Origin of the sequence: Novosphingobium resinovorum (assembly GCF_036352595.1) — a bacterium.
Lineage (GTDB): Bacteria > Pseudomonadota > Alphaproteobacteria > Sphingomonadales > Sphingomonadaceae > Novosphingobium > Novosphingobium resinovorum_B.
On sequence record NZ_JAZFAX010000011.1, the window covers coordinates 80,986 to 96,732 of the forward strand.

Below are 15,747 nucleotides of genomic sequence, written 5' to 3' on the forward strand. Positions count from 1 at the left end.
ATGACGATTTGTAACCCGAGGTGAACACGCAAGACCGCGATTGCATGGGAAATCCTCCCCACCTGCATTTCGGCAGACGGGGAGCCGATTCCCCTCAGTCCTTCGGCTCGAAATCGAGCGAGGCGCTGTTGATGCAGTAGCGCAGCCCGGTCGGCGCCGGACCATCGGGGAAGACATGGCCGAGATGGCCCTCGCACCGGGCGCAGGTGACTTCGGTGCGGATCATTCCGTGCGAGGTGTCGCGGTGCTCGTCGATCGCGGCCTCGTCGATCGGCGCGGTGTAGCTGGGCCAGCCGCAGCCGGAATTGAACTTGTCGTCGGATTCGAACAGCGGCGCGCCGCAGCCGGCGCAGAAGTAGGTGCCTTCCTGCTTGTTGCCGTCGTACTTGCCGGTGAAGGCGCGCTCAGTGCCGGCCTGGCGCAGGACATGGTACTGCTCGGGCGTCAGCTTCTCGCGCCATTCGGCATCGGTGAGGTGGATCTTGTCGGTCATCGCGAAAGGCTCTCCTTTGGCGGTGGATATGGGACAGGAAAGCCCCGAATTCCAGAGCATCAGCGCATCCGTCCGGTCGGATAGGGCGTACCGTCCTTGTGGAAATAGCCCTCGCCGTCGAACTGCATGTCGATGTCGGAATAGGCGCCGCTGCCGCCGGGATCGCCCGCGCTGATCGCGATGAAGGTGCAGTCGGCATCGCTCTCGTTGATGAGGTGGTGGCCGTCGCGCACGCCCTTGGCCCAGGCGCAGACGTCGCCGGGGCGCAGGATCGTCCTGCCGCCATCCTCCACCAGCACCGCCTCGCCGGTGAGCATGACCAGCAGCTCGTCCTCGTCGTCGTGCCAGTGGCGCTGGCTCGACCACGCGCCGGGCTTCAGGACGACATGGCTCGCGCCCATCTGCGTCAACCCGCCGGCGGGGGCGAGGCGGCGCCACCAGCGTCCTTCCACCGCCGCGTCGAAGGGCGCCGGATAGCCGGTGCGGTTGGCTTGGGGAATCGCCTCGATGTCGAGCTTGGGCACGGGTGTCACCTATGGTCATGGCGCGCCTTTTCTGCGATGGCGCTGCGCCTATGTCCCAGACCGCTCCCACCACCGCAAGCGTCGCCGATCTCGCCGAGGCGCTGATCGCCTGCCCCAGCGTCACCCCCGCCACCGGCATGGTGTTCGACTGCCTCGAAGGCCAGCTCGCCCCGCTCGGCTTCGAAGTGACCCGCTTCGTCGCGGGTGAGGCGCCGGACGGTCCGGTCGAGAACCTCTTCGCGGTGCGCCGGGGCCCGGAGGGTTCGCGCCACTTCGCGTTCGCTGGCCACCTCGACGTGGTGCCGCCGGGCGAAGGCTGGACCAGCGCGCCGTTCCTGCCCGAGCGGCGCGGCCCCGAGGGCCAGGAACTGCTCTACGGACGCGGCGCGGTGGACATGAAGGGCTCGATCGCGGCGATGGTCGCGGCGGCGGCACAGATCCCGGCCGAGGCGGGGACGGTCAGCTTCATCATCACCGGCGACGAGGAAGGCCCCGCGCGCTTCGGCACCGTCGCGCTGATCGATCTGATGCGCGAGAAGGGCGAGATTCCCGACCTCTGCCTCGTCGGCGAGCCGACCTCGGTGAACCGGCTGGGCGACATGATGAAGGTCGGCCGGCGCGGTTCGGTCAACATCTGGCTCGACGTGGACGGCGTGCAGGGCCACGTCGCCTACCCGCACCTGGCCGACAACCCGATCACCAAGCTGGTGGCGATCCTCGCCGAACTGGACGCCATCGTCCTCGACGAGGGGACCGACTGGTTCCAGGCGAGCAACATCGAGATCACCGACCTTGCCTGCGGCAACCCGGCGACCAACGTGATCCCGGCCCGGGCAAGCGCGCGCATCTCGATCCGCTTCAACGACCTGCATACCGGCGAAGGCCTCGCCGCCCGCGTCGCCGCGATCGCCGAGCGCCACGGCGGCACGGCCCGCCCGGTGATCTCGGGAGAGGCGTTCCTGACCCAGCCGGGCGCGTTCTCGGACATGCTGGCCGAGGCGATCCGCGCCGAGACCGGGGTGGAGCCGGAACTGTCGACCAGCGGCGGCACCTCGGACGCCCGCTTCCTCAAGGACGTGGCGCCGGTGATCGAGTTCGGCCTGTGCAACGCGACCATGCACAAGCGCGACGAGGCCGTGGCGGTGGCCGACCTGGAAGCGCTGGTGCGCATCTACCGCCGGGTGACGCTGGCCGCGCTGGCGGGATAGTCCCGCCGGGGAGGCGCCACCCGGCTGCGACCCCGCTCGCTGTTTGCTGTCGCTCCTCCCCTGCCCCTGTCCCAAAGCCCCGTCACCCTGAACTTGTTTCAGGGTCCATTGTGCTGATAGCCCGGCGCGCGGAACGTGCAAACCGACAGTGCCGGTGGCGACGCGACCGACCGGATTATGCTGCCCGATGAACCCTGAAACAAGTTCAGGGTGACGGGGGAAGAGCGACAGGGGGGTGCATCCACCTTTATCCCGCGCCGCGCCCCCCCACCCATCCGGGCAAATCGCCGGCCCCCTCGTTGACCCCCCGGGTCATGATGTTAGGTTCGCCCGCAATTTCATTGCGAGGTATTCATGGGCAGGCGCCTGACGCTCTACATTCTGATCGGCATGGTGCTGGGCATCGCCACCGGCTGGGTGCTCCACGCGAGCATCCCCGCCGATGACCCGCGCCTGGCCGAATGGGCCGATCATTTCCGGCTGCTGCCCGACGTCTTCCTGAAGCTCATCAAGATGATCCTCGCCCCGCTGGTCTTCGCGACCATCGTGACGGGCATCGCCGGCATGGGCGACAGCACCGCGCTCGGCCGCATCGGCGGCAAGGCGCTGGCCTGGTTCATCACCGCCAGCCTCGTCTCGCTCGGCCTCGGGCTGATCCTCGTCAACCTGTTCCAGCCCGGCGTCGGCGTCGGACTGGAGACCGGGACCGACATCGGCGACCTCGAGATGGGCGAGTTGACGCTGCGCCACTTCATCCTCGAGATCTTCCCCGCCAGCCCGTTCGAGGCGATGGCGCAGAACCACATCCTGCAGATCCTGGTCTTCTCGGTCTTCGTCGGCGTCGGCCTCACCGCCATCGGGACGCGCGGCGCGCCGATCGTGCGCGGCGCCGAGGCGCTGTCCGAGCTGATGCTGCAGATCACCGGCTACGTGATGCGCTTCGCCCCCTTCGCGGTGTTCGGCGCGCTGGCGGCGGTGATCGGCACGCGGGGCCTCGGTATCATCGTGACCTACGGCGTGCTGGTCAGCGAGTTCTACCTCGCCATGGGCCTGCTGTGGGTGCTGCTGTTCTGCGCCGGCGGCCTGTTCCTGGGCAAGCGGGTGGTCACGCTGTTCCGCTACATCCGCGAGCCGCTGCTGCTCTCGTTCTCCACCGCCTCGTCGGAGGCGAGCCTACCCAAGCTGTTCGAGCAGCTCGACCGCTTCGGCGTGCCGCGCCGCATCTCGGGCTTCATCCTGCCGCTGGGTTACAGCTTCAACCTCGACGGCTCGATGATCTACATGACCTTCGCGTCGATGTTCATCGCGCAGGCTTACGGCATCCATGTGCCGGTGATGACGCAGATCCTGATGCTGCTGACGCTGATGGTCAGCTCCAAGGGCATCGCCGGGGTGCCGCGCGCCAGCCTCGTGGTGATCGCCGCGACGCTCACGCAGTTCGGCCTGCCGGTGGAGGGCATCGCCCTGTTGCTGGGCGTGGACACCTTCCTCGACATGGGCCGCTCGGCCACCAACGTGGTGGGCAACGCAGTGGCGACGGCGGTGATCACGCGCTCGGAAGGCATGCTGCAGCCGCTGACGGACCCCGATGCGGAAGTGCTGCATTCGCCGAGCCACACCGTCGCCGATGGCCGGCGCGGGCTCAACATCGATCCGGAGCAGTACGAGGGGTAATTCCCACCCTCGTCATTGCGAGCGTAGCGAAGCAATCCAGGGCGGTTTGGTACTGCCCTGGATTGCTTCGCTACGCTCGCAATGACGAATCAAGGGGCCAGCTTCACCGGCACGAACGGTCCCATGCCGCAGCCGCCCATGCGCTGCCACGATCCGCCGATCTGCTGCAACGGATAGATGATGTCCTGCCGGCACAGCTGCGACAGCCAGGTCTCATACGTGAACGTCCCCGCCGACTTCAACCCGCTGCATCGGTTCGGCAACGTCACCCGCCAGACCTGTCGACCCGCGCCGCCGACGAAATCGATGGTGTAGTCGTCGCGGATGCGCGTCTGGTTGAAGCGGGTGAGCGACAGGCAGTCCTGCGCCTTGCCGATCACCTCGGCGGCAGGCGACACGGGCGGTGCCTCGCCCGGGCCTTCCTGCGAGCAGGCGGTGACCGCGAGCGCGGCTATCAGCAGAACGGCAGGGTTTTTCATCGGCTTATCCTCTCGCTCAGCGAACGTCCGGCGAGGCCCATTGGCTCCCCGAACGCCGCCTTCGTCAAGAGGACGGAGCCGTCACGCCGCAGCCTTTCTCGCGCCGCGATCGAGCACCTTGTCCTTGAAGGCGCAGAGGTCCACCTCGGGGCAGCGCCAGCATTCGGGTGTACGCGCCTTGCAGATATAGCGGCCGTGCAGGATCAGCCAGTGATGCGCGCCGACCCGGAACGGCTGCGGCACCTTCTTCTCGAGTTGCTTCTCCACCGCCAGCGGCGTCTTGCCCTTGGCGAGCCCCGTGCGGTTGCCGACGCGGAAGATGTGCGTGTCGACCGCGAAGGTCTCGGCCCCGAAGGCGCAGTTCATCACCACGTTGGCGGTCTTTCGGCCGACGCCGGGCAGCTCGACCATGGCATCGCGGTCCGCCGGAACCTCGCCGCCATGCCGGTCCACCAGGATCTGCGAGAGGGCGATGACGTTCTTGGCCTTGGTGTTGAACAGGCCGATGGTCTTGATGTGCTGCTTCAGCCCCTCTTCGCCGAGGTCCACCATCTGCTGCGGCGTCTTCACATACTCGAACAGCGCGCGCGTCGCCTTGTTGACGCCCACGTCGGTCGCCTGCGCCGAGAGCGTGACGGCGACGAGCAACTGGTAGGTATTGCCGAATTCCAGCTCCGTCTCGGGCGAGGGATTGGCCTCGGCCAGACGCCGGAAGAATTCGAAGACGTCCGCCTTCTTCAAAGACCCAGCACCTGCGGCATCGTGTAGCGCCCCGGCCCCTGAGCCAGCAGCCACTGCGCCGCCTTCACCGCTCCACGCGCGAAGATGCCCCGGTTCTCGGCGAGGTGCGAGAGCGAAAGACGCTCGCTATCGGCCAGGAAGTGGACGGTGTGGTCGCCCGCCACCGAGCCGCCGCGCAGCGCCGCGAAGCCGATGGTGCCCGCCTCGCGCTTGCCGGTGATGCCGTCGCGCCCGCGCACCGCGCTGTTCGCCAGCCCGACGCCGCGCCCATCGGCGGCCGCCTCGCCCAGCAGCAGCGCGGTGCCGGAGGGGGCGTCCACCTTCATGCGGTGATGGGTCTCGACGATCTCGATGTCCCAGTCCTCGCCCAGCCGCGTCGCCGCCTCGCGCACCAGATGCGCGAGCAGGGTGACGCCGAGCGAGGTGTTGCCGGTCTGCAGGACGGGAATGTGCCCGGCCGCCGAATCGATCAGCCAGTGGTGGCGCTCCTCCAGCCCGGTGGTGCCGATGACGATCGGCAGCCTGGCGGCGATAGCGGCATCGAGGTTGCCTTCAAGCGCCGAAGGGCTGGAAAAGTCGATCAGGATATCGGCGTTGGCCGCGACGGCGGAAACGTCGCCGTCCTTGTCGACGCCGCCCGCGAGATCCTCGCCCGCATCGGCGATGGCCGCCGCGATCGCCTGGCCCATGCGCCCCTGGCTGCCGATGATTCCGATTCGTGCCACGTCCGATTCTCCGCCGGCACGTCATGCTGAACTTGTTTCAGCATCCATCGTGCCCCAATCTCAGGGCTGCGAATGGCGCACAATGGACCCTGAAACAAGTTCAGGGTGACGCGAAAGACGAACTCTTGGCTGGAATCCGCAACATCGTCATCCTCACCGGCGCGGGCGTCTCCGCCGAGAGCGGCATCGACACCTTCCGTTCCGAAGGCGGCCTGTGGGAACAGCACCGGGTGGAGGACGTCGCCACGCCCGAGGCCTTCGCGCGCGATCCCGACCTCGTGCTGCGCTTCTACGACATGCGCCGCGCGGCGATCCAGACCAAGCAGCCCAACGCCGCGCACCTCGCGCTGGCGAAGCTCGACCGCGAATGGAAGGGCGATCTCCTCATCGTCACCCAGAACGTCGACGACCTCCACGAGCGCGCCGGGGCGAAACGGGTGCTCCACATGCACGGCGAACATCTGAGCGTCTGGTGCACCGCCTGCGACGCCCGCTCGCGCTGGACCGGGCCGCTGATCGACCGCCCCGCCTGCCCTGAATGCGGCAAGACGGCGCTGCGCCCCGACATCGTCTGGTTCGGCGAAACGCCCTACGAGATGGACGCGATCTACGCGGCGCTGGAACAGGCGGACTTGTTCGTGTCGATCGGCACTTCGGGCGCGGTCTACCCGGCGGCGGGCCTGGTGCGCGAGGCGCGGCAGGCGGGCATCGCGACGCTGGAACTCAACCTCGAACCCTCGCAGGGCACGCGCTGGTTCGACGAGGCGCGGCATGGTCCGGCGACGGAGGTGGTGCCGGCGTGGGTGGAGGAAGTGTTGCTCCGGTAAGGAACGCCCTGCCGCGTGGGGCTTCGACAAGCTCAGCCTGAGCGGGATCGGAAGGGTTCAAACCATCTCCGCGCAGCCTGAGCGGAATTGGGAGACTTGCACCACCTCCGCTCACCCTGAGCTTGTCGAAGGGTCAGGCGCAGCTCGCCGGATTACACCCCCGGCACGCCGGATCGCGCGCGATCTTCAAGGGCCGCATCGAAGGCGCCAGCCCGTCGATCAGGTGCAGCGTCCCGAACTGCGGCTCGCCCAGCGCCGAGCGGCCCGCCAGCAGCACCCGCATCGCATGCATCGCCGCGAACGTGCCGACCATGCCGACCATCGCCCCCAGCACCCCGTCGGCGGCGCACGTATCGCAGTCCACCGCATCGAAGGCATCGCCCACGAAGCAGCGGTAGCAGGCCTGCCCGTCCAGATGCCCGGCGAAGTTCGCCACCTGCCCCTGGAACCGCCCGATCGCCGCCGTGGTCAGCGGCACGCCCAGTTTCACACAGGTATCTGACACGAGCAGCCGAGTCGCGAAGTTGTCACAGCCGTCCAGTACGAGGTCCGCGCCGGAGAGGACGTCGTGCGCGTTGTGATCCCCGAGCCGCGCGACATGCCAATCGACCTCGAGGCCAAGATCAAAACGCCGCACCCATTCGGCTGCCGCTTCCGCCTTGGGCCTGCCGATATCCGACGGCGTATAAATCGTCTGCCGCTGAAGGTTGCTGACGTCGACGACGTCATCGTCCACCAGGGTAAGACGGCCTATGCCGGCTGCGGCGAGATACTGAAGCGCAGGACTGCCGATCCCGCCGCAGCCGACCAGCACCACATGCGCCTCGCTCAGCGCCACCTGCCCGGCCCCGCCGACTTCGGGCAGCACGATATGCCGCGCGAAGCGGCCAAGGCGCTCGGCGGTCAGGGTCATTGCGCCTGCTCGTCCCCGCCTTTGGCCCCGCTTTGGGCCGCGCCCTTGGCTTCGGCCAGCTCAGGCAACCGTTCCTTGACGAAGCCGTGCATGCCGAACCACCACTGCGTAGCGATCACCGCTCCCTTCGCGGGCTGGAGCATGCCGACCATCATCGCGATCGCCAGCGGCACCAGGATCGCCACCATCGCCCAGGGGCCAAGTCCAAAATCCACCGAAAGCGCGATGATCAGCGGCGCCATCAGGTGACCGGTGACGATCATCGCGATGTAAGCGGGAAAGTCGTCGGCGCGCTGCGGCGTCAGGTCCAGCGTGCAGACGGGGCAACCGGTGCGCGGCTTGAGCCACTTGCGAAACAGGGAGCCCTCGCCGCAACGCGGGCACCGGCTGCGAAGGCCGCGAAGCAGGGCCTGCGAGAAGGTGGCTGGAATCATGCGGGAAGCGCTACAGCATGCAACGCGGCCGGTGAAGCAAATAGCGGACGCGGAACCTACAGCCCGAGGATCTGCACCTGGTTGCGCCCGCCGTTCTTGGCCGCATAGAGCGCGGCGTCGGCCTGCTTGGTGGCATCGCCAAGCTGCGCGAAGCTGCGCACCGGCGCCAGCCCGCACGAGAACGTGACGGCGCGGTCCTCGACGCCGAGGTCGGTATCCAGCGCCACGGTCGCGCGCAGGCGCTCCATCACCAGACGCGCCTCGTCGAGGGTGGTGTCGGGCAGCAGGACCGCGAACTCCTCGCCGCCCCAGCGCGCGGCGATATCGCTGCGGCGCAAGTGATCCTCGATGCGGCGGGCCAGCGACTTGAGCAGCACGTCGCCGGTATCGTGGCCGAAATCGTCGTTGATCCGCTTGAAGTGGTCGATGTCGATCAGCGCCACCACCGCGTTCGAGCGCCCGCGCAAGACCTGCTCGGCCGAATCGAGGAAGCCGCGGCGGTTGCGGATGCCGGTCAGCGGATCGCGCTCGGCGGCATCGACGAGGCGCTCGATGCGCGCCGCGCTCTCGTTGGCGGCGATCGTCACGCCGCTGAGGAGCCGGCCGACGAGATCGTCGGCGCCTTGCGGGATCGCCTGGATACGCTCGCCCATCTGGATCGCCTGCAGCATCAGCGTGGCCTGTCCGACCGGAGCCAGCAAGGCATGGATCGCGGCCAGGCCCATCACCGTCCCGGCAAGCGTCGCGACGAGCAGCGTGAGCAGGGTATCGAGTTGCCAGTGCCCGGTCGCGGCCTGAAGCACGATGCAGGCGATCAGCGGGATGTGGACGGCGCCGAAGCAGACGAACAGGATGCGCCGCTCGTAACTTCGCGGGAACAGGAAAGTCGTGGCCTGGTAGAAGCGCATGGGGGGGAATGCCTCTTCTGCTGGAGCTGAAAATGAGACGCGGATGCGTTCAGCGGGGACGCTAGGGAGAGGGACTTATCCAAAAGTTAATTTGTGTGATGAAACGCACCGTTAACGCTACGAACCGAGCACGGGTCATCACGCCCTGTCGAATCCCCTGGCGCCGATACGAAACAAGGGGCGAAGACCATGTCTCCGCCCCTTGTGGAAAACCTTAGGGATAAGGCGTGAGAAAGCTGTGGCCGGCTTGATGAAAGCCCGGAAAACTCAGCTTTCGAGCTGGCGCAGCAGCGAGCGCACGTCGCCGTCCATGTCGGCATCGCGGGTGCGCAGTTCCTCGATCAGGCGCACCGCGTGGATCACCGTCGAGTGATCGCGGCCACCGAACTTGCGGCCGATTTCGGGGTACGAGCGCGGCGTCAGCACCTTGGCGAGGTACATCGCCACCTGGCGCGGGCGCACGACGGCGCGGGCGCGGCGCTTGCTGCTCATCTCGGTGCGGTCGATGCGGTAGAACTGGCAGACCGTGCGCTGGATCTCGTCGATGGTGATCCGGCGGCGGTTGGCCGAGAGGATGTCGGTCAGCTGCTCTTCGGCGAGCTGGAGCGAAACCGCCTGCCCGGTCAGCTGCGCATAAGCGATCAGCTTGTTGAGGCCGCCGACCAATTCGCGCACGTTGCGATTGATCGTGCGCGCCAGGAACTCGATGACGTCGGCGGGCACTTCGACCGAGGCGAAGCGGCCGAGGCGATTCTCGAGGATCGAACGGCGCAGCTCGATATCGGCGGGCATGATGTCGGCGACGAGGCCCATCGACAGGCGCGAAAGCAGGCGCGGCTCGACGCCGTCGAGCGCCTGGGGCGCACGGTCGGCGGCGAAGACCAGGCGCTTGCCTTCCTGCAGCAGCGCATCGATCGTGTAGAGCAGTTCCTCCTGGGCCGATGCCTTGCCGATGATGAACTGGATGTCGTCGACCAGCAGCAGGTCGAAGCCGCGCAGGCGCGACTTGAACTCGATCATCTGGTTCTGGCGCAGCGCCTGCACGAACTCGACCATGAAGCGTTCGGCCGAGCAGTAGAAGATTCGCGCATGGGGATGCGCCGCGAGATAGGCGTGGCCGATCGCGTGCAGCAGGTGCGTCTTGCCCTGGCCGGTGGCGGCCTTGAGGTAGAGCGGCGAGAACTGCGGGGTCTCGGTGGCGGCCATGCGCTGCGCGGCGTTGCAGGCCAGCACGTTGGACGTGCCGGTCACGAAGCTGGTGAAGGTCTGCGAGGCGTCGATGCCCGCCGGACCCTGGCCGAGCGAGGCGAACGATTCGCCCGCCAGCGCGACCGAAAGCGGATCGGGCGCACCGACCGCCGAATCGTTGGCAGGCGCGCTGGCCGGACGACCGTTGCCACCGCCCAGACGCAACTCGGGCAGCTGGCGGCGGCCGGGGTGCACCAGAATACGGACGTGGCGCACGTCGGGACGCGCGATCTTCCAGGCCAGCGAAAGGCGATCGGCGAATCGGTCGTTGACCCAGTTCGCCGAAAACTCGGTCGGCAGGTACAGATCGAGCGTGCCGGTTTCCTTGCACCAGTTGCCGGGCTGGATCGGCTTGATCCACTGGCTGTGTGCCTGATGGCCCAGATCCTTGCGCAGGCCCTGGCTGATGTCCGCCCAGTCCGCCGCCAGGTTCACGGCTTCCTGATCTTCTTCCATCGCCACTCGCACCGCCTTAGACTTCCTATTCAAGTTCGTACTTTCAACCAAGGGAACCACCGAAGCGGGTGCCGCAGAGGGTTGTCCTGAAGACGTATTCGACATGGTTTCGAACCCCCTTTGCGTGATCCCGCCGGTGACGCGAAACGGGTCGCCAGCGCCGTGCAGAGTAAAAACTTCCCCCAACCGCGAACGCTTGTTCGCGGCCGTTGTTCCACACTGGATCGCTGTTTCCCCGGCCCGTTCCGCAACGGCCGAGCGCCCTTTTAGGAACCGGTTTGCGCCGCAGGCAAGACAGCGGTCCCCAAATAAAAAAAATTATGAAGGTTGACTCACGTAGGAGTGCCCAAAATCCGTAGCCAAACTGTAATGTGCTTAAAATTCAGAACGTTGCGCAGTGCAGCAGTCCGAATCGCAGCATTTCCGGCAGTTTACCCCGGGACATGCTGCGATGCCGCAAAAACAGGAACGGAGCCGGGATCGCATGATCCCGGCTCCGTTCCTGTTTCGTCCTGATAGCGCCGTTCCGGTACTAATCGGAACCGCGAATCACCCCCTCCGATCAGAGGGCGTGACTCGAATCAGAGCGCGGCGACGCGCTTCGTCAGGCGCGACATCTTGCGCGCTGCGGTGTTCTTGTGGAGCACGCCGCGGGCAACGCCGCGCGCCAGCTCGGGCTGCGCTTCCTTGAGGGCAGCCACAGCGGCATCCTTGTCGCCACCGGCGAGAGCGCCTTCGACCTTCTTCAGGAAGGTGCGGATGCGGCTGACGCGGTTGGTGTTGATCTCTGCACGGCGATCGTTGCGACGGATGCGCTTGCGAGCTTGCGGCGTATTGGCCATCGATATTCCTCTGTCTGGGCGGCCAACACGGTGAGCGGCCCCATTTGCCTAACGAATCTATTCGGCGAACGGACTCGCCGGAAAGCGCGCCCCTTACAGTTCGAGGGGCCTTGCGTCAACCCGAGGCAGGCCTGCGAAACCGCCTATTTCTGGCGTTCGTGGCCGCAAGCGACCACGCTCAGACGCCGCGCGGGCTCAGGCGCTACCGCTGGCAGCGCCGGCACCAGAACGTGCTCCGTCCGCCCTGCACGAAGCGCAGCACCGGCGCCCCGCAGCCGCACGGATCGCCTTCGCGGCCGTAAACCTGCCACGACGCCGCGAAATAGCCGAGTTCGCCATTGGGCTGCGCGTAGTCCTTGATGGTGGAGCCGCCGGCGGCGATCGATTCGCCCAGCACCGCCTTGATGACGGGCACCAGCCGCGTCAGCGCCGCCGGACTGACGCGGCCCGCCTCCTTGTCCGGGCGTATCCCTGCGCGGAACAGCGCCTCGCAGACATAGATGTTGCCGAGCCCGACCACGATCGTCTGGTCCAGCAGCATCTGCTTGATCGGCGCGATCCGGCCGGAGAAGGCGCTGCGTAGATGCGCGGGGGTCAGATCGTCGCCCAGCGGCTCGGGACCGAGCGCCGCGAACGGTCCCCAGGCATCGAGGGTCGCAGTGGCCGCCAGATCGACCGAACCGAAGCGGCGCGCATCGTTCAGCGCCAGCACGTGACCTGAAGCCGTCTCCAGGACGAGATGGTCGTGCTTGTCGGGCGTCTCCGGCTCGATCCGCCAGCGACCGGACATGCCGAGGTGGAACACCATGGTCTGCTCACGGTCGGTATGGATGAGGCCGTACTTGGCGCGGCGGCCAAGGCCGGTGACGCGCGCACCGGTCAGCACCTGCACCAGATCGGGCGGGAACGGACGGCGCAAGTCCGCGCGGTTGAGCGTGACGCGGGCGATTCGCTCGCCATCAAGAAAGCGCTCGAGGCCGCGTACGGTGGTTTCGACTTCGGGAAGTTCAGGCATCGGGTGGTAGATAGGGTGCTTGAGGCCGGACGCCAATCGTGAACGCGGCGCTTCACCGATGGGGCTTCGACAAGCTCAGCCTGAGCGGTGCGGAGAGCATTGCACTACCTCCGCTCACCCTGAGTTGGTCGAAGGGTCAGAGGATATGCCCCGTCCGGTCGCGCTTGGTTTCGAGATAGCGCGCATTGTGCGGGTTGGGCGGCAACTGGTGCGGCACCCGCTCCACCACCTCGACGCCGACGCCTTGCAGCGCCGCGACCTTGGCTGGGTTATTGGTCATCAGCCGGATCGCCCGCACCCCCAGCAGGTCCAGCATCCGCGCCGCCACCGGGAAATCGCGCGCCTCGGTCGGCAGGCCAAGGCGGTTGTTGGCGTCCACCGTGTCGTAGCCCGCATCCTGCAGCGCATAGGCACGCAGCTTGTTGACGAGGCCGATGCCGCGCCCCTCCTGCCGCAAGTACAGCAGCACGCCCCAGCCCCCCTCTCCGGCCTCGGCCGACATTGCCCGCAGCGCTGCGTTGAGCTGCGGCCCGCAGTCGCACTTGAGGCTGCCGAGAATGTCGCCGGTCAGGCATTCGGAATGGAGGCGCACCAGCGGCGGCCGGTCGCCGTCCTGCGTGCCGATGACGAGCGCGACGTGCTCACGCAAGTCGTCGAGCGCGCGGAAGGCGACGATCTCGGCATTCTCCGCCGCCTCGACGGGCAGCCTCGCGCGCGAGGCGATCGCGAGGTGCGCGGTGTCCTTCCACGCGGCGAGGTCGGCACTGGAAACGTCCTGCGCCTCGCCATCCTGATTCGGTGCGACGAGGAACGCGGGCAGTATCCCGGCAAGGCGGGCCAGTTCCATCGCGGTGCGCGCCGCATCGCCTTCCTCGATGTGCTCGGCCGCGAACGGGCCTTTCATCGGGTAGGCGAGGTCGAGCGCCGGATCGGCCACGGCGCGCGCGGTGTCGAGGTCGAAGGGCTCGGCGGCGCGGATCAGCACCGGGGCTTCGGGCACCGCCGCCTCGCGCTGGTTGGCGAGCTTCAGCGTCGCCGCGCGGGCGGCCGAGATCAGCATGCGCGGGGCAGTGACGCCGGGCGCGAAGGCCGTCTCGGCGGGAAGCAGCACCGCGCCGCCGGCCACCCGCACCGGCCAGCCATGGCGCAGCGCGTCGAGCGCCATCGCCACGCGGCGGGTAGAAGGAGCCTCCGCGCTCAGAGTTCGAACTCGGTGACGAGCGGGATGTGGTCGCTTGGCTGGTCCCAGCGGCGGGTTTCCTCGACGAAGTGGTGCCCGCGCGCCTGCGGGGCGAGGTCGGGCGAGGCCCACATGTGATCGAGGCGGCGGCCCTGGTCCTTCTGGCGCCAGTAGCTGCGGTAGGACCACCAGGAATAGTTGCGTTCCGGCGCCGGGATGAAGCGGCGGCCGAGATCGTCGAAGCCCGCCGCGTCCTGCAGGCGCTTGAGGGTTTCCACCTCCAGCGGCGTGTGGCTGACGACCTTGAGCAGCGCCTTGTGATCGTAGACGTCGGATTCGAGCGGGGCGATGTTGAAGTCGCCGACGATCAGGGTCGGGCGGTCGATCTTGTCGGCCCAGCGGGTCATGCGTTCCAGAAAGTCGAGCTTCTGGCCGAACTTCGGGTTCACCTCGCGGTCGGCGACGTCGCCGCCCGCCGGGATGTAGACGTTCTCCAGCACCATGCCCTGCCCGGGGCCGAGCAGTTCGACGCCGATGTGCCGGGCCTCGCCGTTGTCCTGCCAGTCGTGCTTCGAGAAGTCGCGGAACGGCACTTTCGAGACAGTCGCGACGCCGTGGTAGCCCTTCTGGCCGTGGATGGCGCGGTGGGTATAGCCGAGGCGCTCGAACATCTCGTGGGGGAACAGGGGCTCCGCCACCTTGATCTCCTGCAGGCACAGCACGTCGGGGGCCTGCTCGGTGAGGAAACGTTCGACCTGGTCGATGCGCAGGCGGACGGAATTGATGTTCCAGGTGGCGATCTTCATGGGCGTGGCTTTAGGCATCGCCTGCGGGAATTGCCAGTCCCCGACCTCGCGTAAACCGAGGGTGCCCCTCCACCATCCTGCGGATGGTCCCCCTCCCCGTTCCGGGGAGGATGCGTGTGTTTTTCTTGGGTCAGGATTGGCTCAGGCCGGAGCGAGAATGGTGCCGAGCGGGAACCGGAGCGCAGCGTACTCCAGTACGTGAGCACCGGAAGCGCAGAACGGTGCCGTTCGCAGCCCGGCATGGGCCAATCCTGAACCAAGAAAACAGAAAACCCTCGAGCCGGGGGCAGAGGCTCGAGGGTTCCTGTAAGCGTTCGTCACGCTAGTATCAGAGCGGTCACTCAGGAGGCGCGGGCAACAGGGGGGAAACCCGCCTCACAACCGTTCTGACAAGACCTATGTAGGGTGGGCTGCCTGACTGCCAAGTGAACGAAATTAAGAAAACTGTCGCAGTCTGTCGCTAGACCCGCACGACCCGCGCCGAAGCGCCCTGCTGCGGCGACGGTCCCCCGATATTCCACCCTCGTCATTGCGAGCGAAGCGAAGCAACCCAGGGCAGCATTAAGCCGTCCTGGGTTGCTTCGCTTCGCTCGCAATGACGATTCAGGGTCAGCGACGGGTCTTGGGTCGCGGGTCGGTCCAGCGGAAGTCGTTGGCGGTCACCGGCACGCCGTAGCGCTGGTTGGACAGGCTGATGGTGGTGCGCTTGTTCTGCGAATCGAGCGCGACCCAGTACGTCAGTTCCAGCCCGCCGGGCGCCGAGGGCTTGCGGGTGAAGATCAGCGTGATGACGCCGTATTCGGGATGCGAGCGATCGCGCACCTCGATGCTGGTGACATTGGGGTTGCCGGTCTGCAGCACGCGGCCGAACTTGGCCACATCGCGGTTGGGATCGAGCAGCGCGCCGAGCGGGCTGTTCTTGATCGGCCAGCGCTGCACCTGGCGCACTTCATAGTCGATGAAGTTGAGCGCATTGCCATCGCCGACGATCAGCATCTTGGCGCTGGGCTGGTACTGGAACCGGATCTTGCCGGGGCGCTGCATCGTCAGCACGCCGCTGACCGACTGGCCGGAGCGGTCGGTCTGGACGAAGTCCGCCTTCAGCGTGTCGATGGCGCGAAGGGCCGCGACCGCCTGGTCGAGCTGCTTCGCGTCCTCCGGCGAGGCGGCGATGGCCTGCACCGGCGCAAGAACCGCAGGAATGGAAAGCGCGGCCAAAGCGGCCGCGCTGACACAGGATCGAAAGGTTTTCAGGGTGTGGTTCATGGCTCTCC

17 protein-coding genes are annotated in these 15,747 nt (G+C 67.1%); 3 read left to right on the forward strand and 14 right to left on the reverse strand.

Annotated features, from left to right (window positions below; translation table 11 throughout):
- Window positions 1-94 precede the first annotated feature (94 nt).
- Entirely contained in the window at window positions 95-493 is a 399-nt protein-coding gene (gene msrB, locus V2S85_RS12490; protein WP_330703190.1) for a peptide-methionine (R)-S-oxide reductase MsrB, read from the reverse strand.
- Window positions 494-552: 59 nt separating this feature from the next.
- The gene (locus V2S85_RS12495; protein WP_330703191.1) at window positions 553-1,017 is read right to left on the reverse strand and encodes a cupin domain-containing protein; all 465 of its coding nucleotides are present in this window, start codon (window positions 1,015-1,017) and stop codon (window positions 553-555) included.
- Between the two features lie 50 nt (window positions 1,018-1,067).
- Between V2S85_RS12495 and dapE the strand changes: the two genes are divergently transcribed.
- Together dapE and V2S85_RS12505 are read left to right on the forward strand one after the other, a co-directional pair.
- Entirely contained in the window at window positions 1,068-2,225 is a 1,158-nt protein-coding gene (gene dapE / locus V2S85_RS12500) for a succinyl-diaminopimelate desuccinylase (protein ID WP_330703192.1), read from the forward strand.
- Between the two features lie 354 nt (window positions 2,226-2,579).
- Complete coding sequence (locus V2S85_RS12505) at window positions 2,580-3,899, forward strand: dicarboxylate/amino acid:cation symporter (RefSeq protein WP_330703193.1); 1,320 nt, start codon at window positions 2,580-2,582, stop codon at window positions 3,897-3,899.
- An 89-nt stretch (window positions 3,900-3,988) separates the two neighbouring features.
- On the opposite strand, the gene V2S85_RS12510 is transcribed toward V2S85_RS12505, so the two are convergent.
- The 3 genes from V2S85_RS12510 to dapB all read right to left on the reverse strand — a co-directional run bounded on the left by V2S85_RS12510 (window position 3,989) and on the right by dapB (window position 5,844).
- Window positions 3,989-4,378, reverse strand: coding sequence for a hypothetical protein (locus tag V2S85_RS12510; protein ID WP_330703194.1), 390 nt, complete (start codon window positions 4,376-4,378; stop codon window positions 3,989-3,991).
- Window positions 4,379-4,459: 81 nt separating this feature from the next.
- The gene (gene nth, locus V2S85_RS12515; RefSeq protein WP_271184523.1) at window positions 4,460-5,119 is read right to left on the reverse strand and encodes an endonuclease III; all 660 of its coding nucleotides are present in this window, start codon (window positions 5,117-5,119) and stop codon (window positions 4,460-4,462) included.
- Window positions 5,116-5,844 (reverse strand): 4-hydroxy-tetrahydrodipicolinate reductase, encoded by a 729-nt coding sequence (dapB, locus tag V2S85_RS12520; protein WP_330703195.1) that lies wholly within the window; start codon window positions 5,842-5,844, stop codon window positions 5,116-5,118. The genes nth and dapB overlap by 4 nt, the downstream gene beginning before the upstream one ends.
- 125 nt (window positions 5,845-5,969) lie before the next feature.
- Between dapB and V2S85_RS12525 the strand changes: the two genes are divergently transcribed.
- Window positions 5,970-6,671: an NAD-dependent deacylase gene (locus tag V2S85_RS12525; protein WP_330703196.1), complete on the forward strand. Its 702-nt coding sequence runs from the start codon at window positions 5,970-5,972 to the stop codon at window positions 6,669-6,671.
- A 133-nt stretch (window positions 6,672-6,804) separates the two neighbouring features.
- Here V2S85_RS12525 and V2S85_RS12530 read toward each other — a convergent pair whose 3' ends face one another.
- From V2S85_RS12530 to V2S85_RS12570, 9 genes are all read right to left on the reverse strand, one after another.
- A complete protein-coding gene (locus tag V2S85_RS12530) occupies window positions 6,805-7,584 on the reverse strand; it encodes a HesA/MoeB/ThiF family protein (protein ID WP_330703197.1) in 780 nt (259 codons plus the stop codon).
- The gene (locus V2S85_RS12535; protein ID WP_330703198.1) at window positions 7,581-8,018 is read right to left on the reverse strand and encodes a DUF983 domain-containing protein; all 438 of its coding nucleotides are present in this window, start codon (window positions 8,016-8,018) and stop codon (window positions 7,581-7,583) included. The genes V2S85_RS12530 and V2S85_RS12535 overlap by 4 nt, the downstream gene beginning before the upstream one ends.
- A gap of 56 nt (window positions 8,019-8,074) precedes the next feature.
- Window positions 8,075-8,926, reverse strand: a complete 852-nt coding sequence (locus V2S85_RS12540; protein ID WP_330703199.1) for a GGDEF domain-containing protein — start codon at window positions 8,924-8,926, stop codon at window positions 8,075-8,077.
- A gap of 267 nt (window positions 8,927-9,193) precedes the next feature.
- Complete coding sequence (gene dnaA, locus V2S85_RS12545; RefSeq protein ID WP_330703262.1) at window positions 9,194-10,630, reverse strand: chromosomal replication initiator protein DnaA; 1,437 nt, start codon at window positions 10,628-10,630, stop codon at window positions 9,194-9,196.
- A gap of 581 nt (window positions 10,631-11,211) precedes the next feature.
- On the reverse strand, window positions 11,212-11,472 hold the full coding sequence (rpsT, locus tag V2S85_RS12550; RefSeq protein ID WP_008829123.1) for a 30S ribosomal protein S20: 261 nt from the start codon (window positions 11,470-11,472) through the stop codon (window positions 11,212-11,214).
- Window positions 11,473-11,674: 202 nt separating this feature from the next.
- Window positions 11,675-12,487 (reverse strand): bifunctional DNA-formamidopyrimidine glycosylase/DNA-(apurinic or apyrimidinic site) lyase, encoded by an 813-nt coding sequence (gene mutM / locus V2S85_RS12555; RefSeq protein WP_330703200.1) that lies wholly within the window; start codon window positions 12,485-12,487, stop codon window positions 11,675-11,677.
- Between the two features lie 136 nt (window positions 12,488-12,623).
- Complete coding sequence (ribA, locus tag V2S85_RS12560; RefSeq protein ID WP_330703201.1) at window positions 12,624-13,652, reverse strand: GTP cyclohydrolase II; 1,029 nt, start codon at window positions 13,650-13,652, stop codon at window positions 12,624-12,626.
- Window positions 13,653-13,684: 32 nt separating this feature from the next.
- A complete protein-coding gene (gene xth / locus V2S85_RS12565) occupies window positions 13,685-14,473 on the reverse strand; it encodes an exodeoxyribonuclease III (RefSeq protein ID WP_271184516.1) in 789 nt (262 codons plus the stop codon).
- 609 nt (window positions 14,474-15,082) lie between these two features.
- Complete coding sequence (locus tag V2S85_RS12570; RefSeq protein ID WP_330703202.1) at window positions 15,083-15,739, reverse strand: outer membrane lipoprotein carrier protein LolA; 657 nt, start codon at window positions 15,737-15,739, stop codon at window positions 15,083-15,085.
- Window positions 15,740-15,747 lie beyond the last annotated feature (8 nt).

Coding starts and splice junctions, on each gene's coding strand:
- msrB (WP_330703190.1), bottom strand. CDS start 493: ATGACCGACAAGATCCACCTCACCGATGCCGAATGGCGCGAGAAGCTG.
- dapE (WP_330703192.1), top strand. CDS start 1,068: ATGTCCCAGACCGCTCCCACCACCGCAAGCGTCGCCGATCTCGCCGAG.
- V2S85_RS12505 (WP_330703193.1), top strand. CDS start 2,580: ATGGGCAGGCGCCTGACGCTCTACATTCTGATCGGCATGGTGCTGGGC.
- V2S85_RS12510 (WP_330703194.1), bottom strand. CDS start 4,378: ATGAAAAACCCTGCCGTTCTGCTGATAGCCGCGCTCGCGGTCACCGCC.
- V2S85_RS12530 (WP_330703197.1), bottom strand. CDS start 7,584: ATGACCCTGACCGCCGAGCGCCTTGGCCGCTTCGCGCGGCATATCGTG.
- V2S85_RS12535 (WP_330703198.1), bottom strand. CDS start 8,018: ATGATTCCAGCCACCTTCTCGCAGGCCCTGCTTCGCGGCCTTCGCAGC.
- V2S85_RS12540 (WP_330703199.1), bottom strand. CDS start 8,926: ATGCGCTTCTACCAGGCCACGACTTTCCTGTTCCCGCGAAGTTACGAG.
- dnaA (WP_330703262.1), bottom strand. CDS start 10,630: ATGGAAGAAGATCAGGAAGCCGTGAACCTGGCGGCGGACTGGGCGGAC.
- rpsT (WP_008829123.1), bottom strand. CDS start 11,472: ATGGCCAATACGCCGCAAGCTCGCAAGCGCATCCGTCGCAACGATCGC.
- mutM (WP_330703200.1), bottom strand. CDS start 12,487: ATGCCTGAACTTCCCGAAGTCGAAACCACCGTACGCGGCCTCGAGCGC.
- ribA (WP_330703201.1), bottom strand. CDS start 13,652: ATGGCGCTCGACGCGCTGCGCCATGGCTGGCCGGTGCGGGTGGCCGGC.
- xth (WP_271184516.1), bottom strand. CDS start 14,473: ATGAAGATCGCCACCTGGAACATCAATTCCGTCCGCCTGCGCATCGAC.
- V2S85_RS12570 (WP_330703202.1), bottom strand. CDS start 15,739: ATGAACCACACCCTGAAAACCTTTCGATCCTGTGTCAGCGCGGCCGCT.